This is a genomic window from Achromobacter sp. RT286_PF (assembly GCF_059760425.1).
Genome location: NZ_JCBAMR010000023.1, coordinates 1 through 22,617, shown reverse-complemented (window position 1 = coordinate 22,617; position 22,617 = coordinate 1). Strand labels below are relative to the sequence as shown.

The following is a 22,617-nucleotide window of genomic DNA, read 5'->3' as shown; positions in this document are numbered from 1 at the left end:
GTCAGGCCATGGCGGGTTAGCGGGTTATGAGGTCATGGGCTCATCGAATCCCAACGTTGCCGAAATCTTCCCGCAGGCGCGCCAGGATGCCGACCAGGTGGTCATGCATGGCGTGGCGCGCGCGGATGGGATCGCGGTCGACGATGGCCGCGAGGATGCGTTCGTGTTCTTTCTGCGCTTCGATCCACACCTTGGTGGTCACGAAGTGCTCTTCCAGACGGTGGAACACCGGGCTAAGAGTGCTCAGGTGCCAGATGTGCGAAATGGCGGCGGCCAGCGCGGCGTTGCCGCACGCCGCGCCGATGGCGCTATGGAAGGCGCGGTCGTGCACGCTGGGCGATTCGGTCAGCGACATGCCGTCGTGCGCGGCGCGGATGGCGGCAATCTGTGCGGGCGACGCTTTCTGTGCAGCCAGCGCCGCGCATTCCGGCTCGATCAGCAGGCGGGTTTCCAACAGGTCGAAGGGACCGATGTCGGTGGCTTCAGCGCTGCCCGCCGCGCTATCGGCGGCCGCCGCCGGTGGCGTGGCCGCGTCACGCGCGTCGTGATATTGGCCGTCTTCGCGCGGGGCGCAGACGAACACGCCCGTGCCCACGCGCACATCCACATAGCCCTCGATTTCCAGGGCGATCAGCGCCTCGCGCACCGACGCCCGGCTCACTTGCAGCTGCTCGGCCAATTCCCGCTCGGCCGGCAGGCGGCCGCCAACGGGAAAGTGGCCCGCCTTGATGCGCGCGGCGATCTGGTCGGCAATCATGCGGTAAAGGCGGGTGGGGGCAACGGCCTGAAGGGAATTCATCGTGGCGTGAAAGTGGGTTCCGGGGGGTAGAGCGTAATAGGTCTGGGGCGAATGTGTCTTGGATAACGTTTTGACGGGCTGCGGCTTCGGGTTTGGCTTCGGCTTCAGTTTCAGCTTCAGGGGCCGCGTGGAATGCGCTGGCCTTTGTTCGGCTACCTGATGGTCCGGTGGTCAGGCCACTGGACGAAATGTACCGGAGCCAGACGCGCTTGGGAATGCGGGTGACCGCGTATTTGCCCGTTTTCAGGGAAAACCACTAGCGGGGCTCATCGTTTATGCTTCGCGAAAATCTCCTTGAACCGCAGACCCTCACGCCTTCCATGACTGACTCCCGCTATCCCTCGCTTGCGCACTGGGGCGCGTTCACCGCCGTAGTGAAAGACGGGCGAGTCGTCGGCTGCGAGCCTTTTCATGCCGATGCCGCGCCGTCGCCCATGCTGGACTCCATCGCCGAAATGCAGCATTCGCCGTTGCGCGTGCAGCGGCCCGCGGTGCGCCGGGGCTGGCTGGCGGGCAACCGCGAGCGCGAAGGCGACGACTACGTGGAAGTGGAATGGGACCACGCGCTGGACCTGGTGGCGGGGGAACTGGCTCGCGTCCGCGCGGAGCACGGACCCGGCGGTATCTTTGGCGGCTCGTATGGCTGGTCGTCGGCCGGTCGCGTCCACCACGCGCGCAGCTTGATCCGCCGGTTCCTGTTTCTAGGCGGTGGTTGCGTCGATCAGGTCGGCAACTACAGCTGGGGCGCGGCGCAATTCCTGTTGCCGCACGTCATCGGCACCTTCAGCCCGGTCAGCGGCGACGTTACCGACTGGGACAGCGTGCTGGCCAACACGCGCGTCATCGTGGCCTTTGGCGGCATCCCCACCAAGAACAGCCAGGTGACATCGGGCGGCGCGGGGCTGCACAACTTGCCGGCCTGGTTGGCCCGCGCGCAGGCGGCCGGCATCCGCCTGGTGGTGCTCAGCCCCACGCGCGCCGATGTGCCGGACGGCATCGCCGCCGAGTGGATCCCGATTCGGCCCAACACCGACACTGCGCTGATGCTGGCCATGGCGCACACCTTGCTGGCCGAAGGGCGGCACGACGCGTCGTTTCTGGCCAGCCACTGCGTGGGCGCCGATACCTGGGCCGACTACCTGACGGGCGCGGCCGACGGCCAGCCCAAGGACGCGCAATGGGCGGCGGGCATCTGCGGTGTGCCGGCGCCCACCATCACCGCACTGGCGCGCGCCATCGTGGCGCAACGCAGCCTGTTGACGGCGGCGTGGTCGTTGCAACGCGCGCAACATGGCGAACAGCCGTACTGGGCCTTGATCGGGCTGGCCGCGTTGGCCGGTCAGATCGGTTTGCCGGGCGGGGGCTTTGCGTTCGGCCACGCGTCCTTGAACGGCATAGGCCAGCCGCGCCGGCGGGTGCCCGGCCCCGAAGTGCCGGTGCCGAAGAACCCGGCACAGTTGGCCATCCCCGCCGCGCGCATCGCCGACATGCTGCTGTCGCCCGGCCAGCCGTATGACTTCAATGGGGCGCGGCACACGTATCCGGACATCAAGCTGATCTATTGGGCGGGCGGCAACCCGTTCCATCACCATCAGGACCAGAACCGCTTGCGCCGTGCGTGGACCAAGCCCGATACCGTAATCGTGCATGAATCGTGGTGGACACCCTTGGCGCGCCGCGCCGACATCGTGCTGCCCGCCACGACATCACTGGAACGCTGCGACGTGGGCGGCTCGTCGCGCGACCCCTACGTGTTCGCCATGCACCGCGCGGTGGCGCCGCAAGGGCAGGCGCGTAACGACTTCGACATCTTCGCGGCGCTGGCGCGGCGCGCGGGCTTTCACGAGGCCTACACGGCCGGGCGCGACGAAATGGGCTGGTGCCGCCACGTGTACGACGGCATGCGCGGGGGCTGCGCCGAGCGCGGCGTGTCGCTGCCGCCCTTCGATGAATTCTGGGCGCGCGGCTACGCCGAGGTGCCCGCGCCCGACTCGCCGTACGTGCTGTTCGAGGACTTTCGCCGCGATGCGCAAGCGCATCCGCTGCGCACACCCAGCGGCAAGATCGAATTGGCCTCCGACGTGGTGGCGGGCTTTGGCTACGCCGATTGCCCGGGGCATCCGGTGTGGCGGGCGCCATCGGAATGGCTGGGCGCGCCCGTTGCCGACACGTGGCCGCTGCATCTGCTGACGAACCAGCCGCGCCATCGCCTGCACAGCCAGCTGGACCCGGCCGCGTTGTCGCGGTCAAGCAAGATTCAGGGCTGCGAGCCCATCTCGATGCACCCGGAGGACGCCGCCGCGCGGGGCATCGCCGACGGCGACCGCGTGCGTGTCTTCAATGCGCGGGGCGCCTGCCTGGCGGGCGTGCGGCTGGATGCCGGCATGCTGCCGGGCGTGGTGCAGATGTCCACCGGCGCGTGGTCCGACCCGGACGGCGATCTGGACCGGCACGGCAATCCGAATACGCTGACGGCCGACATCGGCACGTCGCGACTGACGCAGGGGTCCAGTGCGCAGACGGCGCTGGTGCAGGTTGAGGCTGCTCCGAACCTGGACCCGAACCTGGGGCCGAACCTGGACCCGGGCTCGGCGCTCGACGCAACCACGGTGCACGGCGCCTGGCAATTGCCCACCATTTCTCAGGCGGCATAGGGGCGGGGTGTGTGGCCGTTAAGGCTATACCCATGCAGGAACTGCAACAGGAACTGCGTTTGTCCTTTGTGCTGATCGCGCCCCCATGCCGTGGCGTGCTGGTTCGCCGACCAGATTCCTGCTACACCCTGATTCATTACTTTGTTGGAGCGATATTCATGTCCGTGCAAGCCCTGGCCCCCGTTGACGCTGCTGATGCCGCCGCCGTGCGCGCCTGGTTCAAGGAACTGTCCGACCACGTGCAGGCGGTGGACTACGCTGCCGCCCGCCACCTGTTCGCCGAAGACTTCGTCGCCTTCGGCACCTACACCAACTTCGTCACCGGCCGCGACCACGCCGAAAATACGCAGTGGCGCAACGTCTGGTTCACGATCGACGACTTCCTCTGGCGCCTGGACGACGTGCAAACGTTCGTGTCGCCCGACCGCCTGTTCGCCGTCGGCATGGCCGTATGGGATTCCACCGGTTACCACCCCGACGGCAAACCCTTCGACCGCGTCGGCCGCGCAACCGTGTCGTTTGCGCGCGTAGCCATCGGCGACCCGTGGGTTGCCACCCACACGCATATGTCCTTGTTCCGCGACACCCCCAGCGTCTCGCACGGCAACAAGCCGGCACGCAGCTGAGGCAAGGATGCGGCGCGGGCCTGCGCCTGCGCATCCGGTGTTTTACGGCGACGGCGGATCGTCGGGCGGCGGATCGTCGTCCGGCGGTGTCCAGGGCCGGCCGTCTTCGTCGGTGCTAAGAAATTCATCCAGCGCCTTTTGATCGGCAGCGGCTTTCTCCGGGTTGCCCTGGTCAAAAGCGGAAGGCGGCTTGGGCGCGACGGCCAGGTAGCGCAATCGAACCGACGCGACGATCGCGTCCCACAACTTGCCGGCTTCTTTGTCGCTTAAGGTGGCATCCACGCGGGGCGGGGGAGGCGGCCGCTTCCAAAGGGGAATCTCGTGCTTGTTCGGTACGAAGCGGGGCAGGGACCAACGGACAAGGTCCGGTTGGTCATCCGGAGCGGCCGGCGGGGTAAGGGTGCCGCCGCCGCTCATCCGCATGTGAATAGACGGTTGAGTGAATGCGCGCTTGTCGCGATAGGTTTCGGCCAGGAACAGAAACGCGTGGTGATTGGTTTCGGTGAAGCCGAAGGCAAATTGTTCTGCTTGCATAGAGGCAAGAGTCAGCTTTCCCGCCCGCAAGGTGTTGTAGGCCATACCAGCCATCTGTTGTTTTGCGCGTGCCTGAAGGCCGGTAGATGGACTGGGCTGCAAGGCCGTAATGCGCGTTTCCAAGCTGACATTGGAACCGTCGATGAAAAATTCGATCACTCCGACCTCTTGATCGTGGTGCTCGCGGATGATGATGGGCCCAAGGCCAAAGCCAGGACCGGCGCTGAGTGGGTCGGAGATTTTGGCGATCGTTTTGGCCAGCGCCTGGATGCGGGCCTCTACGGGGGCCATGACGTTTTGGTAAGAGTGGGCTTTGATCAGGACGTAGACGTCGCCGACCAAGAGATGCAGTTCATGGGTGTGGTAGTTTTTCTGCTCTGGGTTGCGAAAAAAACGCAGCAGCGTTCTTGTCGGATCCAGGGCAAGATGGGCAAGCAGCATTGATCCGCCCGAATCATGCGCAACTTGCTGAATCTGCAAAGATCTGTCGTTTATCGCTTCGATGTAGCGACCCGGCGAAACGTCGATACCCAGCACACGAACTTCGACGGTATTGAAATCCGTACCCAACCCGTAGTACAGCGTGACAAAGCTGCCAGTGCTGTAAAACCAGTCCGAGGGCAAGTCGATCAGATGGCGCCCGAACATCCAAGTGCGTTTGCTGGAAGAGAATGTGGTCACTGTCGAGTCCTTGTCCTGAAACAGCAAGAGGCTGCTACCTATAAGGCTGGCGATCGCAATCGCGGCGATGGTAATGATCCTTTTCATGACGGCTTTCTCGCTTGTGCGGCTATTTTTAGAATCCATTGAAGCGTGATCAATTGAACTTGCTCGTTCCGAAATGGCCCTTCATCTTTGCCCGCGTCGCTTTACCCAGTCGCTTCAAGACGCTGACCACGCGAGAGGATCACCGAGCGGGCACGTCGTCATCGGTAGGCGGTGTCCAGGGCCGGCCGTCTTCGTCAGTGCTAAGAAATTCATCCAGCGCCTTTTGATCGGCAGCGGCTTTTTCCGGATTGCCCTGGTCAAAAGCGGAAGGCGGCTTGGGCGCGACGGCCAGGTAGCGCAGCCGCACCGACGCCACGATCGCGTCCCACAACTTGCCGGCTTCTTTGTCGCTTAAGGTGGCATCCACGCGGGGCGGGGAAGGCGGCCGCTTCCAAAGGGGAATCTCGTGCTTGTCCGGTACGAAGCGGGGCAGGGACCAACGGACGAGGTCGGGTTGATAGTCAGGGCTTTGGACCTTCGCGATGGCACCGCCACCCTGGAATCGCATGTTGATGGACGGCCAGGCAAACCCGGGATTGTCGCGATAGCTTTGCACGACGAACAGAAAGGCATGGTGATCCCCGTTCCGGTAGCTGAAGCCGCTTTGCTCGGACTCCATGCCGGCAAAGGTCGGCGCGCCGGAACGCAAGGAGTTGTAGCGGATGCCAGCAAGCGTTTGCTTTTCCTGTTCCTTCATGTTGATTCTTTCTTGCTCCTGGATCGCGCTTGTCGCGGCGTCCAGTTCGAGGTTTGTCCCGGGCGCGTAAAAATTCAACATCCCGATTTCCTGATCGTGGTGGTCGCGGATGATGACGGGCCCCAGCCCGAAGCCGGGGCCGGCGGTTTGTGGGTCGGAGATTTTGGTGATTGTTTTGGCTAGCGCCTGGATGCGGGCCTCTACGGGGGCCATGACGTTTTGGTAGGAGTGGGCTTTGATCAGGACGTAGACGTCGCCGACCAAGAGATGCAGTTCATGGGTGTGGTAGTTTTTCTGCTGTCGGTTTCGAAAAAAGCGCAGCAAAGTTGCTGTCGGGTCTATGTCGAGTTTGGCGAGCAGCATTGAACTGCCTGAGTCATGTGCGACTTGCTGAATCTGCAAAGATCTGTCGTTTATCGCTTCGATGTAGCGACCGGGCGAAACGTCAATACCCAGCACACGAACTTCGACGGTATTGAAATCCGTACCCAACCCGTAGTACAGCTTGACAAAGCTGCCGGTGCCGTAAAGCCAGTCCGAGGGCAAGTCGATGAGATGGCGCCCGAACATCCAAGTGCGTTTGCTGGAAGAGAATGTGGTCACTGTCGAGTCCTTGTCCTGAAACAGCAAGAGGCTGCCACCTATAAGGCTGGCGATCGCAATCGCGGCGATGGTAATGGTCCTTTTCATGACGGCTTTCTCGCGTGTGCGGCTATTTTTAGAATCCATTGAAGCGTGATTAATTGAACTTGCTCGTTCCGAAATGGCCCTTCATGGTCGAACCCGCGCATTTTGAGTTGTTCTTGAACCTGGCCGCGTTCGGCTTGGTCGATGGGTGCGCGACCAGAGCTTGTAGGTACTGTGCCGTCTCCCACGCCGTCCTGCATTTCGCAGTGCAGCTCCCAATCGCTGTACGGCGATTTATCCGACGCCGAGCTACCGTCGGTGTACTTCACGGAGGGATGACTCATGTCCCTGTGGCCGCGTACATAGAGGGGCGTCCTGCCACCTTGGTGCACGTCCGAATTCCGCGCTTGGAAAAGAGACTCGATGGGTACCGGCGGGATCGTGGAACCCGCTGGCCGCAAACCCGGACGTATCCTCCATCGGATGGATTCGAAGCTTGCGAACTTGGTATCCGAACCGTAGAAAACGTAGGTCTTGGGGTGGAAATATGTGTTTAATGCGCTATGGAAATCACGGGCGTTTCCAATAGCATGCTGGTAGTCCTTCCACTCAATCGCCGTCCCACCTTCGGGCGCCAGCCATTCTTCCTTTACCAAGCCCCACCACCGATACCTCTCAAGATAAATCGCGTCATACGGGCATTGATCGAGCGCGGGCATCGCGGACAGGGTGCGAGATTGGTTCTCGCGCAGCAGTTTCAACCATCCCGGTGCGTATCGCGTGGTCGGCAGTAACTGCAACGCTCCGGGCGACTGGGCAAAAACCGCTGTTACTTCCTGACCGTTGCTGCCAATAACCAGCGAGGTACCGAAGCTCTCGTCCCGCATACCGACCTTGCATCGGCGGTACGCCACCGGGGCTCCGTTTGTCGGCATGACGCCGTGGACGATGCCGCAAATGGCGGACTCCATTCCAGGCAGTTTCGCGCACATGCGGGCTATCAGACCGCCCATCGAATGGGTCACAAGAACCACTTGTTGGCAGCGCTTTCCATACTGCTCGCGGATCGTTTCTATCCTGAGCTTTAGTTTCTGGGCTGACTCCGCGTTTGTCTCCAACCAGTTATACCCAAACGCGTGCACCGGCATATTGAATCGAACTCCGGCCAGCAAATCGTCCGTCGTCAAGGGCTTGGTGCCGTCGTCTTCGTCGCCGTTGCGATCCGCCCCGTTCAATCGCGGCATAAACACATCCATGCCAGCTTTAAGCCGTCGATATGCGGCTGTCGGGTCTTCCCAGTGCCTGTCCTCGAGTTCAAGCGCATAGTTCAGGTGGCGGGGAACCGTGGGGGAATTCAGCACATGTTCCAACCACATCAGAAAGCGTTCGTAGCTGGTCTGTCCGACTTCGCCCCAGCCCCGCTCGCGATATCGCCTCATCAGGGCGGCCTTGCGCTGAGCGGGTAGCAGCTGTTGGTCATCCTGCACCATCCCGCGTGGCACGTTGGGTACACCGCCCGCGTCATCCACTTGCACTCGGTCGGGATGCAGAAGGCTCTGCCGTATCCCCGCCTTCTGGCTGGCCCATTGGCCCAGCAACGGAGTGGGAATGCCGGCAAAACCATAATCCAGCCGCCATACAGATCTGGTTTTGTCGCTGTCCCGACTCGGCACCGACTTCAAATTACTGCCCATCACCCCCGGAATAAAAATCACCGGCAGGATCAGATCCGGGCCGATACGCAGTTGCACGGGGTCGGTAATGTCGCAGTCGGTCAAAGTCCAGGTGAAGCACTGCTGCCCCCTGGCGTTGTAATGAAACGGCGCCACGCGTTCCTCTGGCGGGTCGGTGGTGGGTCTGGTCTCGGTCATTCTTCGGCCTTTGTCCATTCGATACGCACGCCGTCGCGGCGCATGTCGCGTTGCAGCGTCAGGTAGCCTTCGCTGTCCGTGCGGCCGGTGATGCGCGAGCCGTCGTTGCGGATCAGGGTGTAGGCAAGGTTGCAAGCGCGGGAACCGTCTTGCAGCGTGGCTTGAAAGCGGTCGTTAAAGGGGGTTGCGTCCCAGGTGTTGAACGTCATCGAGGCGCTGCTTGGCCCGGCGAAGTTGTGCCCCGCGGCCTTTACCGTCAGCTTGCCGGGCATGGAGAACTCGATATTCCCGTCGGCGATCTTGATGGCCGCGCCGCCACACAGCAACGTGATGTGCTTGTCGGCGGCCAGCAGCACGTGTTGTTGGCTGGAAGTGATTTCCGCGCTTTGATCGGCCTGGATGCGGATGGCGTTGTGCTGCGCCTGTAGCAGCATCGGGCCTTGGTGGGCGATGAGGCGCATGGCGCCGCCTTGCGAGAACAAGCCCAGGTCGCCGCCCGCGTTCAGCACGATCTTGTCGCCCGCGCTGACCTGCTGATGCTGCTGCGCGACGCTGTCCACATTGCCACCGGCCGACAATACGATGCTTGCCGGCGTGGCGGCGGCGATGCCGGCTGGGGCGCTTAGGCCGATGGCCCCGGCGTCGCCTTGGCCCGGGCCGTCCGGCTGGTCGTTAGCGCCGTGGCCCAGGTCGCGCACAGCGTTCGATAGGGATTGCTGCGGCTGGGCGTCGTGGGCGACGCCTTCGTGTTGCGCTGCGTAGTCGCCCAGGTTTCGGGCTAGATCCAGCGCGGCTTGCAATGCCGCGACGATATCGGACCGGTCCAGCTGCCCGCCCTTGGCCCGCAGTTGGGCGTTGGCCGTTAGCAACAATCCCTTGGCCGCGCGCAAGGCACCGTGTTCATCCGTGCGCAGTTCGAACCCTTCACCGCGGGCTTGCCCACCGCTCGGACGAGGATGCGTCAGATACCCCAGATGCAGCTGCGTGTCGCCGTGTTCGCTCATCAACGCCGCGCTGATCTGCGCGGACGTGTCATCCAAGCGCAATTCGTTGGCGCGATTGCCCCGGAATTCCTTGCTCTTGATGGTGTTCAGGACGTTGTGCCGTGGCAATTCATAGGGCGGCAGATTGGTCGCTCGGAAAGTTCTGCCGATTATCAGCGGCTGGTCCGGGTCGCCGTTTGCGAATTGCACGATGACCTCTTGTCCGATGCGAGGTATCGCCATGTGGCCCCACTGCGCACCGGCCCAGTTCTGCGATACGCGAATCCAGCACGAGCTATGTTCGTTGTGCTCGCCTACGCGATCCCACGGGAATTGGACTTTGACGCGGCCCCACTCGTCGCAATAGATTTCTTCATTGGGCGGTCCGACCACCGTCGCCATCTGGTGGCCGTCGATGCGCGGCTTGGGTAAAGGCTCGGGCTTCCAATCGACCTTGTCGGGCACCAGTTCAGCGGTGTAGCGGTATTGTGTGCCGTGCTCCGGGCGATATTCCGAGCGGTGCATCGGGCCATGATCCAGCCCGCCTTGCTGACCGTATTCGGCTCCGAACCCGTCTTCTTCCTGGCTCGACGGCTGCACGCCCCGATGTTGCATCCGCACGGGTCGCCAACCATGGTTCCAGTCTTCACGAGGATGGCCCACGAGATCGAACGCCACGCCAGGAACCAGGCGCGCGTCATCCCCTTCGACAAGTGCCACGCGCGCATCGCGGCGGCGGCCCAGCAAGCGCGTCTGGGTAAACGGCTGACCCGCCTCGTCGCGTTTGTACCGGCCGGGATAGTCGTAGCGTTCGTAGCGGGCGTCCTGATCAGAAAGATCCGATGCAACCGGCGAATGTTCCTGGCTGTAGCGCGGATGCGTGTACGTGTAGTCGCGCTGCGTCTGCACGGCGGTGCGCACGCGCTCGGCATAAGAAAACCGATGCAACGCGGGTTCAGCCTGATCGCCGCCCGGCATCGGGTTGTAAACCACCGGCCCGCCCGCGATCTCGCCGTGGATATAAACCCGGTCACCGTGAATCAAACGGTGCCCATGCTCCGAATGCGCATAGCGATAGAAATAGCCTTCTTCTGCCGCCAGCCTGTCCAGAAACGCCAAGTCGGTGTCGCCGGCCTGCACACAGTATTCGCGCGGCAGGTGTTCCTGCGTCGTCACCTGTTCGTAATCGGTAATCCCCTGCCGTTTGATGACGTCGGCCAGGATCTCGGGCGCGGACAGATGCTGGTAGATGCGCCAATCGGAACACAGCGCGGCGCGCGCCAGTGACGGTTCGAGCACCACGCGATAGCGCGTGCGCCGAAAGCCCGTGTCGCCCTGGACCAATTCAGTGATGATGCCGTGCACATAGCGCACCGGCAGCGCACCGCGCCATATCGTGAACAGCGCGGGCTGATCCAGCAAGGCGCCGAAATCGACGGCAGGATCAAAACTGGACAAGTCCACGCATAGCCGATAGGGCTCGGACAGGGCCTCGTCCAGCGTGAATTCAATAACGTCGAACGCCGCGCCGCTGGCGGTCGTGAACGTGAATCTGAATGTGGATGTGGACGTGGATGTGAGGGTTGGGCGCGGGTCGGACAGCCGTGGCACGGCGGTGCTCCTTTTCTGTCAGGCAAGATCGAATCCAGCATCTTGCCCAGCCACGAAAGGCGCTGTCCATGAGACGACTACGAAACTTAAGCTAACGCTCTGCTAGGCGGCCAAGTTGCGTTTGAGCGCGTGGACCAGGTCCGCGCGCGCTTCTTGCGCCTGGGCAAGCAGGCGAGTCATGCCGATAAAGCTGTGGGGCACGCCGGAATAGACCACCAGCATGGGCGCGGCGCCGCTGGCGAACAGCTTGTTGGCCAGGTCGAGCGTGTCGTCCAGCAGGGGGTCCAGCGCGGCGGCTTGCAGGATCAACGGCGGCAGTCCGGCAACGTCGGCATGCAGCGGGGCCACGCCGGGGTCCGTCAATTGGGCGGCGTCGGCAACGTATTGGTCCCAGAACCAATCCAGCTTTTCCGTGGACAGCCCAAAGCGTCCGTCGCCAAACGATTCCTGCGACGGCGTATCGCGGCGGGCCGACAGCATGCCGTAGATGACCACGCCGGTCTTGATGAACGCATCGCCCTCATCGCGCAGGCGTTGCAGCGCGGCCAGCGTCAGGTTGCCGCCCGCCGATTCACCGCCCACGGCCAGGCGCTGCGCGTCCAGGCCCAGTGCCGGGGCTTCGTCGCGCAACCAGCGCAAGGCGCCCAGCACCTGTTCCAGTGCCACGGGGTAGCGGGCTTCGGGGGACAAGGCGTAGGACAGGCCGGCCGTGACGATGCCCGCGTCGGCCGCGATTTCGCGCTTCCAGCGGTCCAGCGTGTCCAGGTCGCCTTGCGCGAAGCCGCCACCGTGCAGGTGCAGGTACAAGGGCAGGGGCTTGTCGCTGGCGCCTTCGGGGTAGTACAGGCGCAGCGTGGCCGGCACCGGCAGATGATCCAGCCGATGTTCCACCACGCGCCCGACCGGCGGCGCGGGCTGGCTTAACCAGTGTTGATAGGCGCGGCTTTTTTCGCGGCATTCGGCGATGGGCGTTGTCAGCACGTTCGGCGTGCCGACGCCGTGTTGCTTGGCCAGGGCTTGCGCCGCCAGCACGTCGGGCGCCAGGGTGGGGATGGGGGATGAGCTCATGCAGTTACCAGTCGGGGGTGGGGCGGTGTCGCTTACCCGTGAAGGATACCAATGCCCGGAACCCGCGAGTATGACGCGGTTTGGCGGCCAACGGGGGCCGAAGCTGGGGCGGGCGGCGCGACGTGGGCGGCCGTCGCGGCGGGCAGGGCAGGCGCGGCGGGCACGGCGGCCAATAGCGTGCGCGTGTAGGGGTGTGCCGGCTGGCGCCAGATCGTCTCGGGCGTTCCGTGTTCCACGATGCGGCCCTGGTTCATGACCATGACCCGGTCGCACAGATAACGCACCACGGCCAGATCGTGGGAGATGAACAGGTAGGACAGGCCCAGCTCCTTCTTCAAGTCGACCAACAGATTCAGTATCTGCGCCTGCACCGACACGTCCAGCGCCGACACGGGTTCGTCCAGCACTACCAGGGACGGGCGCGTGATCAGCGCGCGGGCGATGCCGATGCGTTGGCGCTGCCCGCCCGAGAACTCGTTGGGATAGCGTCTGGCCGCGTCGGCGGGCAAGCCGACGTTATCAAGCATCCGAGCCACGTGCCGGCCTCGTTCGGCGCGGTCGCGCACGCCGTGCACCTTCAGCACGGCGGCCAGGATGTCGTGCACGGTATGGCGCGGGTTCAATGAGGCGTAGGGGTCCTGGAACACCATCTGTATATGCCGCCGCGATGCTTTTAGCGCGCGTTGGGACAGGGCCAGCAGATCGGTGCCACGCAGCAGCGCCTGGCCGGCATGCGCGGGCGTCAGGCGCAGCAGCGTGCGCGACAGGCTGGATTTGCCGCTACCTGATTCGCCCACCAAACCCAACGTTTCGCCGTGAGCGATATCGAAGGACACGTCATCGACCGCCAGCACGTCGACGCCTCGGCGTCCCGCATAGCGCGTGGTCAGGCCCCGCACGCTGAGCAGCGGCGCGGCGCTGTGCGGCCCGGTCGCACCGTGCGCTTGGCCAGCGCCCGTGGACGTGCGCAATGTGAAATGCGGTGCGCCATCGCCATCGCCATGTCCATGACTGACCACGATCTCCGGCAGACGTGCCTGACGGTAGTGCAGCCCGCCGCGCGCGTGTAGCGATGCGCCCAGCAGCCCCTGCGTATAGGGGTGCGACGGCGCGGAGAACAGTTGGACGGCCGGCGCTTCTTCCAGTTTTTTGCCGCCGTGCATGACGAGGACACGGTCGGCCCATTGCCGCACCACGCCGAGATCGTGCGTGATCAGCAGCACGCTCATGCCCAGGTCGCGCCGCAGCTCGTCCAGCAATTGCAGGATCTGCGCCTGGATGGTGACGTCGAGCGCGGTGGTGGGCTCGTCGGCAATCAGCAGTTTCGGCCGGCACGCGATAGCCATGGCGATCATTACACGCTGGCGTTGGCCGCCCGACAGCTGCATCGGGTAGTCGTCGATGCGGCGTTCGGGGTCGGGGATGCGAACGCGCGCCAGCAGCTCCAGCGTGCGGTGGCGCAACGCGGTACGCTCGATGTCCTCGTGGCAACGGATGGCTTCGGCGATTTGCCGGCCGATGGTCAGCACCGGGTTCAGTGACGTCATGGGCTCCTGGAAGATCATGGCGATGTCTCGGCCGCGCACCTGGCGCAGCTGCCGGTCCGGCAGGGCGGCCAGATCCACGTCGTTGAACAGCATGCGGCCCTGCACCCGGCTGCCGGGCGCAAGCAGGCGCAGCACGGCCAGTGCGGTGGTCGACTTGCCGCAGCCGGATTCACCGACCAGCGCCAGCGTTTCGCCCGCCGCTACGTCAAAGCTCAAACCGTCGACGGCGCGGCGCCGCCCGTTGTCGGCGCGAAACGACACGGTCAGGTCTTGCACGCTTAAGAGCGCACGGGTGTCGGGGGGGTGGGACGTGCGCGTCATGCGGACAGCCTCGGGTTAAAGGCATCGTTCAAGGCGTCGCCCAGCAGGTTCAGCGACAACACGGTCAGCACGATGGACAGGCCGGGCAGGGCGGCCAGGTACCACGCGGTGCGCAGCATCTCGCGCGCGTCGCCGATCATGCTGCCCCAGGACACGGCGTTTGGATCGCCCATGTGCATGAACGACAGGGCGGATTCCATGAGGATGGCGTTGGCCACCAGCACCGAGGTCGTCACGATGACGGGCGGCAGCGCGTTGGGCAAAATTTCCAGCAGGGCGATGCGTGCGTGGCCAAAGCCGTTGCTGCGCGCGGCCAGCACGAATTCGGTTTCGCGCAGGGTCCGAAATTCAGCGCGAACCAGCCGCGCCACCACGGGCCACGAGGCTGCGCCGATCGATAGCGCGATGACGCCGACCGACGGGCGCCCGATGGCCACGATCACCACCACCAGCAAGAACGAAGGAATTGTTTGCAGCAGTTCGGTGACGCGCATCAGCACCACGTCCACCCAGCCGCCGAAGTAGCCGGCCGACGCGCCTACGGCAATGCCGATCGCCAAACTGAGCAGCGCGGCCGTCACCCCGACCGTCAACGACACGCGGGCGCCGTGCGCCAAGCCGGCTGCGATGTCGCGGCCCATCGTGTCGGTGCCCAGCCAGAACTCCGGGTCCTGGCCGGGCCACTGGATCGGCGGACCGACCATGTCGAGCGGGTCGTGCGGAAACACCCAGGGCGCGGTAATGGCGGCGCACAGGATCAACAGCAACAGCACGCCGCCGACCACCACGCCAGGGTTGGCCAGCAGCCGGCGCAGCGTGCGCGCACGGCGTGGGGCGCTCATGGCCACGACCTGGGGCGCGGGCGGCGGCAAAGACGGGGACGAGAAATCAGGCGGCATGAAATGAAGTGAAGGAAAGAGGGAACAAGGAATGTGGGCGAAGGACCAAGGGCCAAGGACCAAGGACCAAGGACCAAGGACCCACGGCCAAGGACCCACGGCCAAGGACCCAAGGCCAAGCAATGCATAGCCGCCAGACGGCCAGAACGCGAGAACGTCATCAGCCGACGCGAATGCGCGGATCCAGCAGCGTCTGCAATAGATCGACCAGAATATTGGCCACGATCACCAGCAGCGAAGACAGCACCAGGATGCCCAACAGCACGACATAGTCGCGCGCCATGACCGACTCGTAGGCCAGGCGGCCCAGCCCTGGCCAGCTAAAGACCGTCTCGACTACCACCGCGCCGCCCAGCAGCGTGCCGAAGTTCAAGCCGGCAACGGTGGTGACCGGAATCAGCGCATTGCGCAGCACGTGCCGCAACGCCACGGCCGTGGGCGCGACGCCCTTGGCGTGCGCGGTGCGCACGAAGTCCTGCCGGCTGACCTCCAGCATGGCCGCGCGGGTCAGCCGCGCGAAGATGGCCACGTAGAAGCCCGCCAAGGCCAAGGTCGGCAGTACCAGGTGGCGCGCCACGTCCAGCAGGTGCGCCAGGCCGGTGGCGGGCGAGCCGATCGTCGACACCCCGCCCGGCGGCAGCCAACCCAGCTGCACGGAAAGCAGGATGATGGCCATCAGCCCCAGCCAGAAGCCCGGTGTGGAATACAGCAGCAACGCCGCCAGCGACAGCACGCGGTCCGGCCAGCGGCCCACAAAGGTGGCCATGACCGCGCCCAGCGTGATACCGGCGACCAGCGCGCATCCCAACGCGCTGAACATCAGCAGCACCGTGTTGCCCAAGCGGCTGAAGATCAGATCGGACACCGGCACGTTGTAGCGCGGCGATATCCCCAGGTTCAGGCTGGCCAGATTACCCAGGTAGGCGCCAAGTTGCTGCAACACCGGGCGGTCCAGCCCGAACTGGCTGCGCATGGCCGCCATGCCGGCTTCGGTGGCCGACCCGGACTCGGCCGCGATCACGTCGGCAGCATCGCCCGGCACGGCTTGCAGCAGGAAAAAACTTAGCAGGATGACCCCGATGACGGTCGGGATCGCCTGGACCAGGGACAAGCCCAGCGTGCGGGCGGCGCGTCGCGGGTTCATTGCAGGTAGACGTCCGCCAGGTTGGATTCCACGCCGTCGGCCGTCAGCGAATGGTCGTGCACACGCTGGTTGGCGATGGTGATGAATTCGGGCTGATACAGGTTCAGGTCGGGCACCTCGCGCGCGACGATCTGCTGAAAGTCCTTGAACAGCTGGACGCGCCGGGCGGGGTCATTTTCAACGGCGGCGGCTTCCAGCAAGGCATCGACCCGCGGGTTCTGGTAATGCGTGCCGTTGGAAAAAGGCACGCCCCGGATGAAGTTCCTGGACCAGTACAGCCGCTGCACGCCGACCGTGGGGTCGAAAAGATTGCTGGCGCCATTGGTGGTGAAGGCGAAGTCGCGATCGGTATAGACGCGCTTGATGAAGGCCGAGGCGTCTTGCGAGCGCACCGTCACGGCGATGCCGGTGCGCGCCAGCGTCGTGCGCAGATAATCGGCCAGCCGTGCGCCGTCAGAGCCGATCGGGTTGTAGTCCAGCGGCACCCGAAAGCGCACGCCGTCCGGCCCCTTGGGGTAACCGGCTTCGTCCAGCAGCGCGTTGGCGCGCTTCAGGTCGAAGGCGTAAGGCGACGGCGTGGGGTCGTTATAGGCTTTCAGGCCGGGCGCAATCGGCGAATACGCCACCTGGCCCACGCCATAGTTCACGACTTTCAGGATGACATTGCGGTCGATGGCGTGGGCCACCGCCTGCCGCACTTTCTCGTTCTTGAAATGCGGCTCGTCCAGGTTGAATTCCAGCCGCGTCACGTTGTACGAATAGCTATTGCCGCGCGTTTCGAACCGCAGTGACGGCACGGCCTTCAGGCGCGCCAGGTCGGCCAGTGGCACGGGCGTGCGGTAGCCCAGGTCCACGGTGCCGGTTTCAAACGCGATGGCGGCGGCGGCGGGGTCGGCCACCACGCGCACGATCAGGCGGTCGATATAGGGCTTGGGCTTGTCCCAGTAGTCCGGGTTGCGTTCATACACGATGTGGCTGCCGCGCACCCATTCCTTGAACTTGTACGGGCCGGTGCCGATGGGTGCGGAGATCGCCGGGTTGGTCAACGGGTCGGGGCCATCAAAGATGTGCTTGGGGATGATGGGCGTCTCGGTGGCGACGAAGGCGCGGATCAGGTAGGGCGCTGGCTTGGCCAGGCGCAGCACCACGGTGTGGTCGTCCGGCGTTTCGATGGCGGTGACGTTGGCGAACGTGTTGCGCCCGCGCGGGTGGATCTTCTTGAGCAGCCCGATCGAAAACGCGACGTCGGCGGCGGTGAACGGCTTGCCGTCATGCCATTTCACGCCTTGGCGTAGCGTGAAGGTGTAGACCGTGCCGTCGGGGCTGACCTGCCAGGCGGTGGCTAGTTGCGGCTGGGGATTCAAGTCGTAGTCGTACTTGAGCAGGCCTTCGGTGACCTTGGCGCTGACGCTGAGGATGGGCGTGGCGACGTTGCCCACCGTCACCAGCGCGGTCGGTTCGGAAGGCAATAGCAGGGTCAGCGTACCGCCCCGGGTGGGCTCGGCGTGCAGGGCGGGCGCAAAGGCAAGCAAGGCGCCGGCCAGCAGCAGGCCGAGACGGGCGCGTCGAGTCATGGTGGCGATGCGGCGGGTGATGTGGGTCGCGATCCGGGTCGCGATCCGGGGGAAGTTTGGGGTCAACGTTGGGGTCAAGATCGGGCTCGGGGGCTGGTTCAAGGTCAGGTGCTGGGTCGGGGTCGGGATCGGGATCGGTTTCCGGATCGGTTGCGGCGTCGGTGTCACGCTTGCGGCTCCCGGTAGGCCGTGCGCGCCTGGTCGGCGCTGACCAGGCCGTCGCGCACATCGCGATCAATGCGCTCGGCGTCGCGGCCGGCGGGGTCGCCCAGTCCGCCGCCGCCGGGTGTTTGCACGACCAGCCTTTCGCCGGGGGGAACCAGCTGTCGCCCCTTGGCGCGCAGTGTGGCGCCGCCGGCCAGGCCCAGTTGGCCGCCCGCGCCGGCGTGGCCGCCCAGCGCGCCGCGCGCCGGATGCACGACGCGGTCGAACGCGGCGGCAATGATCATGGCGGCTTGTGGGTCGGCGTGGCGCACCACGATGGTTTGGCCCAGCCCCCCGCGCTGCGTGCCGGGGCCGCCCGAGTCCGGCCGGTATTCCTTTTGTTCGAAGACCAGCGGGTTGGCGCTTTCCAGGATCTCCAGCGAGACATTGCGCACGCCGCTGGGGTAGGACGTGACGGACAATCCGTCCTTGCCGGGCCGCGCACCCGTGCCGCCGGTGGAAAAGCTGACGGCGTTAAAGCGCGGGCCGGCCAGCAGCGCTTCCTGCTGTTCGGGCGTGGCGCCCGCCAGGGGCTCGCCGCCGACCAGATGCAGGTTCCACAGCGACGACGCGCCCTCGGCGGGAACCTGATCCGCGCGGGCCTGGCGCAGCGCGCCAAAGACCACGTCGGGCAACATCTGCCCAATGATGTGGCGCGCCGTGACGGCGGCGGGAAAACGCGCATTCAGGATCGAGCCCTCGGGCGCGGCAACCTCGACGCACGACAGCGACCCCGCGTTGTTGGGCACGTCGGCGCCGATCAGGCAGCGCACGCCAAACGAGGTATAGGCGTCGGTGTAGGCCTTCACCACGTTGATGCCGCGCGCCACGCTGGGCGAGGTGCCGGCGAAGTCGATTCGGATCTTGTCGTGCGCGATGCTCACGCTGGCTTGCAAGGTGATCGGCGCGTCGTAGCCGTCGATCACAAGCGTGTTATGCCAGGTGCCTTGCGGCCATTGGGCGATGGCCTGGCGCATGGCGTTTTCGGACTGCTCGATGATGTAGCCGCCCAGGGCGTCCAGCCCGCCCAGCTCAAACTCCGTCAACAACGATTTCAGGCGGCGCCCGCCGATCGCGTTGCAGGCCACCAGCGCGTACAGGTCGCCTTCCACCTGTTCGGGCTCGCGCACGTTGGCGCGAATAATGGCCAGCACGCCCGGGTCCACTTCGTGTTGATGGAAGAAGCGCAGGATGGGCAGGAACAGGCCTTCGTGATAGATCTCCAGACCATCGGCACTGCTGCCGATGCCGCCGATATCGATCACGTGCAAGGTGGAGGCAAACAGCGCCACCAGCGCGCCATCGTGAAACACCGGCGTCACCATGGTCATGTCGAACAGGTGGCCGGTGCCTTTCCAGGGGTCGTTGGTCAGCAGCACGTCGCCATCCTTTAGCGATTCGGGCGGAAAGACGCGCAGAAAGTGTTTGACGGATTCGGCCATGGCGTTGACGTGCCCGGGCGTGCCGGTGACGGCTTGCGCGATCATGCGGCCATCGGGCAGGAACACGCCGGCGGACAGGTCGCCGGCTTCCCGCGTGGCGGTGCCGAAGGCGGATCGGATCAATACCTGCGCCTGCTCTTCCACGACGGACAGCAGGCGGTTCCATGCCAGTTGAAAACGGATGCGCTCTTGTGCCACGGGCGCGGCGGCGGTGGCCGGGTGCAAGCGGTCGGCTTGGGTGCTCATGATGTGTAGTCCTTGTCGGCGGCGTCGGCCTGGCGACGCTGGGCCGCACGGGTATCGTCCAGCACCAGCGAGCCCAGGCGGCTGCGGCGCGCGATGAAGCCGGGCGGCACGAAGGTGGTGGTCTCGTCTTCCACGACCAGCGCGGGGCCGGTCAGCGTCTGTTCGGGGTCCAGCGATTGGCGTTCGTAGACGGGGAGGTCGATGCGGCGGCCCTGCGCGGCGTCGTACACCGGGCGCGTGCCTGCCACGCGCGCCGCCGTGCCCTGGCCGGCAGCAATGGGGTCGTGCGGCCGTGCGCGGCGCTGGCCGGCTTGCGCGGCCACGGACCAGCTCACGGCTTCGGGCGCCACGTGCGGCAGGCTGCGTCCATACAGTTCGGCGTACCGCTGGGCGAAGGCAGCGGCTAGCCGGGCGCTGGCCGCCTCGTCGAACGGTCCGTCCGGCAGGTCGACCGCAATTTCGTGCCCCTGGCCGCTGTAGCGCATGAATACCACCCGTTTGTGCGTCAAGGGGGTGTCCGGGGCGGCCCGGCGCACCACGGCGTCAACGCCGGCGGTCAGTTCGTCAAGCAGGCGCTGCACGGCGGCGTGGTCGATGCCATCGACGCGCTGGTGAAAGCTGCGAACGGCCTGATAGGCGATGGGCGCCCACAGGAAGCCCACCGCCGATCCCACGCCAGCGGATTCCGGAATGATGACGCGCGCGATGCCCAGCTTGCGCGCCAGCGCCGCCGCATGCAGCGGCGCCGCGCCGCCAAAGGCGATAAGGGTGTGTTCTTCGGCCGTCTTGCCCAGCTCCGAGGCATGGACGCGCGCGGCGTTGGCCATGTTCTCGGTGACGACATCGATGATGGCCTGCGCGGCCTGCGGCGCATCCAGCTCGGCGGGCGCGGCCAGGTGTGCCTGAACGGCACGCTGCGCCAACTCGGGTTGCAGTTTGACCTTGCCCACCGCGAAACGCTCGGGAGTTACGTTGCCGATCACGGCGTGCGCATCGGTCACCGTGGGCAGTTCACCGCCGTTGCCGTAGGCGGCGGGGCCGGGCGCGGAACCCGCGCTGTCGGGGCCCACCTGCACCACGCCCAGGTGGTTGACGCGAGCGATGGACCCGCCACCGGCGCCGATTTCCACCATCTCGATGACGGGTATGCGGATAGGCAGGCCGGAGCCTTTCAGGTGCCGGTGCACGCGGCCGAATTCAAAGCTGCGGCTGACCTGGGGTTCGAAGTCGTCGATGTAGCAGATCTTCGCGGTGGTGCCGCCCATGTCGAACGATAGCGCGCGCGCGGAGCCGGTCTGCTCGGCGATGTGCTGCGCCAGGATGGCGCCACCCGCCGGGCCGGATTCGACCAGGCGCACCGGTTCTTCCACCCCGGTTTGCAGCGTGGCGATGGCGCCGCCCGAGGTCATCAGAAACGGTTCGTCGCGCAAGCCGCGTTCGCGGGCCGCGTCGTTCAGCCGACGTAGATAGCCCGATACCTGCGGCTGCACATAGGCGTTGGCGCTGACGGTTGACAGGCGCGGATATTCGCGGATCTCGGCGCAGATGTCCGATGACAGCGACACCCACAGGCCCGGCGCGTGGGCCTGCAACAGCTCGCGGATGCGGCGTTCGTGGGCGGGGTAGGCGTAGCTGTGCAGCAGGCAGACCGCCACGCTTTCAATACGCGCGGCGATCAGTTCATGCGCCAGCGCGATGACCTGCGACTCGTCCAGCGGCGTCAGCACCTGCCCGCGCGCGTCGACCCGTTCGGTGACGCCATGGCGCCAGGGGCGGGGCACCAGCGGCTGGGGCTTGTCCAGGAAAATGTCGTATTGCGCGAAGCGGTCTTCCAGGCCGATCTCGACCAGATCCCGAAAGCCGGCCGTGGTCAGCAGGGCGGTGCGCGCGCCCTTGCGTTCAATCAGCGCATTGGTGGCCAGCGTGGTGCCCAGGATCAGCAAGCTGACGTCGGGCCAGCGCAGGCCCGCTACGCCCAGCAGTTCTTCAATGCCTTGCAGCACGGCCGTCTCCGGGGTGGCGGGCGTGGTCAGCAGCTTGGCGGACCAGCGGCGGTCGTCGCGTTCCAGAACGATGTCGGTAAACGTGCCGCCCACGTCGACGGCGACGCGCACGGGTGGGGCCTGGGGCTCCCGAAGGGAAATATCTGGCATGGGGTGATAGCAGGGCGCACGGTGCGCCATCGGCGTTGGAAGAACCCCAGATCCTAAGCAGTCACCGCGCGCACATGAACGATGATTTTCGAGTTTCGATATGCGGTTTGCGCGACCCGGATGCGTCTGGCGGCCAGCTTGGCGCTATGATCGTTGCGTCTTTGGCCGGCTCCGGCGCTCTCTCGGCAATGCAACGCACGCAGGAAACTCACCGCATGAATGATCGTCTACACCAGACGCTGCTTCGGTTTGACCAGTACAACGGCACCGACCCCAATCTGTTCGCCTGGCAGGGCGAGACCTGTCCGCAGGAGCTATTCCTGGCGCAAAAGCTGCATGAATGGGTGATGAAGCTGGCGCCGGATGCGTCGGAACCGCTGGTGCTGGCCTCGCGCTGCCAGCACATCGGGCGCTGGGAAATCACGCGCAAGAGCTATCCCGACGGGCGCGTGGGTTATCTGACGTGGCGCAAGGCGCTGGCGCGGCATCATGCCGCCATCGCGGAAGGCATACTGCGCGACGCGGGCTACGCCGACGACGTGATCGACCGCGTGAGAACCATCGTGATGAAGCAGGGCATCAAGCAGGACGCCGACGTGCAGACCATGGAAAATGCCTTGTGCCTGGTGTTTTTGCAATACCAGTACGAAGCGTTCCATCCCGCGCATGGGGAGAAGATCGTGGAGATCTTGAGGAAGTCGTTGCAGAAAATGGACGCGGCGGGTCACCAGTGGGCGCTGACGCTGCCGTACAGCCCGACAGGGATGCGGTATCTGGAGCAGGCGCTGGCGGCCTGAAGCAAGGACGCATGCAAAAGCCCGGCCCGCGACGGATCGTTGCGGGCCGGGC

15 protein-coding genes are annotated in these 22,617 nt (G+C 65.2%); 3 read left to right on the top strand and 12 right to left on the bottom strand.

Annotation, left to right across the window (positions count from 1 at the left end):
* Nucleotides 1-40 precede the first annotated feature (40 nt).
* Complete coding sequence (locus AC6LJY_RS17865; protein WP_046807321.1) at nucleotides 41-799, bottom strand: FadR/GntR family transcriptional regulator; 759 nt, start codon at nucleotides 797-799, stop codon at nucleotides 41-43.
* Nucleotides 800-1,119: 320 nt separating this feature from the next.
* Between AC6LJY_RS17865 and AC6LJY_RS17860 the strand changes: the two genes are divergently transcribed.
* Both AC6LJY_RS17860 and AC6LJY_RS17855 read left to right on the top strand, forming a co-directional pair.
* Nucleotides 1,120-3,453: a molybdopterin-dependent oxidoreductase gene (locus AC6LJY_RS17860; RefSeq protein ID WP_498136464.1), complete on the top strand. Its 2,334-nt coding sequence runs from the start codon at nucleotides 1,120-1,122 to the stop codon at nucleotides 3,451-3,453.
* 32 nt (nucleotides 3,454-3,485) lie between these two features.
* On the top strand, nucleotides 3,486-4,079 hold the full coding sequence (locus tag AC6LJY_RS17855) for a YybH family protein (RefSeq protein ID WP_498136463.1): 594 nt from the start codon (nucleotides 3,486-3,488) through the stop codon (nucleotides 4,077-4,079).
* A 42-nt stretch (nucleotides 4,080-4,121) separates the two neighbouring features.
* Here the strand turns inward: AC6LJY_RS17855 and AC6LJY_RS17850 are convergent, their stop codons facing one another.
* The 11 genes from AC6LJY_RS17850 to AC6LJY_RS17800 all read right to left on the bottom strand — a co-directional run bounded on the left by AC6LJY_RS17850 (nucleotide 4,122) and on the right by AC6LJY_RS17800 (nucleotide 21,729).
* A complete protein-coding gene (locus AC6LJY_RS17850) occupies nucleotides 4,122-5,381 on the bottom strand; it encodes a T6SS immunity protein Tli4 family protein (RefSeq protein WP_498136462.1) in 1,260 nt (419 codons plus the stop codon).
* 139 nt (nucleotides 5,382-5,520) lie between these two features.
* Entirely contained in the window at nucleotides 5,521-6,768 is a 1,248-nt protein-coding gene (locus AC6LJY_RS17845; protein WP_498136461.1) for a hypothetical protein, read from the bottom strand.
* A complete protein-coding gene (locus AC6LJY_RS17840; RefSeq protein WP_498136460.1) occupies nucleotides 6,765-8,576 on the bottom strand; it encodes an esterase/lipase family protein in 1,812 nt (603 codons plus the stop codon). The genes AC6LJY_RS17845 and AC6LJY_RS17840 overlap by 4 nt, the downstream gene beginning before the upstream one ends.
* Nucleotides 8,573-11,170, bottom strand: a complete 2,598-nt coding sequence (locus AC6LJY_RS17835; protein WP_498136459.1) for a type VI secretion system Vgr family protein — start codon at nucleotides 11,168-11,170, stop codon at nucleotides 8,573-8,575. Before AC6LJY_RS17835 ends, AC6LJY_RS17840 begins: the two co-directional genes overlap by 4 nt.
* 102 nt (nucleotides 11,171-11,272) lie before the next feature.
* On the bottom strand, nucleotides 11,273-12,238 hold the full coding sequence (locus AC6LJY_RS17830; RefSeq protein ID WP_104145436.1) for an alpha/beta hydrolase: 966 nt from the start codon (nucleotides 12,236-12,238) through the stop codon (nucleotides 11,273-11,275).
* 32 nt (nucleotides 12,239-12,270) lie between these two features.
* Nucleotides 12,271-14,106, bottom strand: coding sequence for an ABC transporter ATP-binding protein (locus AC6LJY_RS17825; RefSeq protein ID WP_498136458.1), 1,836 nt, complete (start codon nucleotides 14,104-14,106; stop codon nucleotides 12,271-12,273).
* Entirely contained in the window at nucleotides 14,103-14,948 is an 846-nt protein-coding gene (locus AC6LJY_RS17820) for an ABC transporter permease (protein ID WP_498136457.1), read from the bottom strand. The genes AC6LJY_RS17825 and AC6LJY_RS17820 overlap by 4 nt, the downstream gene beginning before the upstream one ends.
* 217 nt (nucleotides 14,949-15,165) lie before the next feature.
* Nucleotides 15,166-16,149, bottom strand: a complete 984-nt coding sequence (locus AC6LJY_RS17815) for an ABC transporter permease (protein WP_498136456.1) — start codon at nucleotides 16,147-16,149, stop codon at nucleotides 15,166-15,168.
* Nucleotides 16,146-17,723 carry an ABC transporter substrate-binding protein gene (locus tag AC6LJY_RS17810; protein ID WP_046807776.1) on the bottom strand — a complete coding sequence of 526 codons (1,578 nt, stop codon included), beginning with the start codon at nucleotides 17,721-17,723 and terminating at the stop codon, nucleotides 16,146-16,148. The genes AC6LJY_RS17815 and AC6LJY_RS17810 overlap by 4 nt, the downstream gene beginning before the upstream one ends.
* A 164-nt stretch (nucleotides 17,724-17,887) precedes the next feature.
* Entirely contained in the window at nucleotides 17,888-19,615 is a 1,728-nt protein-coding gene (locus AC6LJY_RS17805; RefSeq protein WP_498136455.1) for a hydantoinase B/oxoprolinase family protein, read from the bottom strand.
* Nucleotides 19,612-21,729, bottom strand: a complete 2,118-nt coding sequence (locus tag AC6LJY_RS17800; RefSeq protein ID WP_498136454.1) for a hydantoinase/oxoprolinase family protein — start codon at nucleotides 21,727-21,729, stop codon at nucleotides 19,612-19,614. Before AC6LJY_RS17800 ends, AC6LJY_RS17805 begins: the two co-directional genes overlap by 4 nt.
* Before the next feature lie 254 nt (nucleotides 21,730-21,983).
* Here AC6LJY_RS17800 and AC6LJY_RS17795 point away from each other — a divergent pair, with 254 nt between their 5' ends.
* Nucleotides 21,984-22,565: a DUF4202 domain-containing protein gene (locus AC6LJY_RS17795; RefSeq protein ID WP_046807778.1), complete on the top strand. Its 582-nt coding sequence runs from the start codon at nucleotides 21,984-21,986 to the stop codon at nucleotides 22,563-22,565.
* The last annotated feature ends 52 nt before the right edge of the window (nucleotides 22,566-22,617 follow it).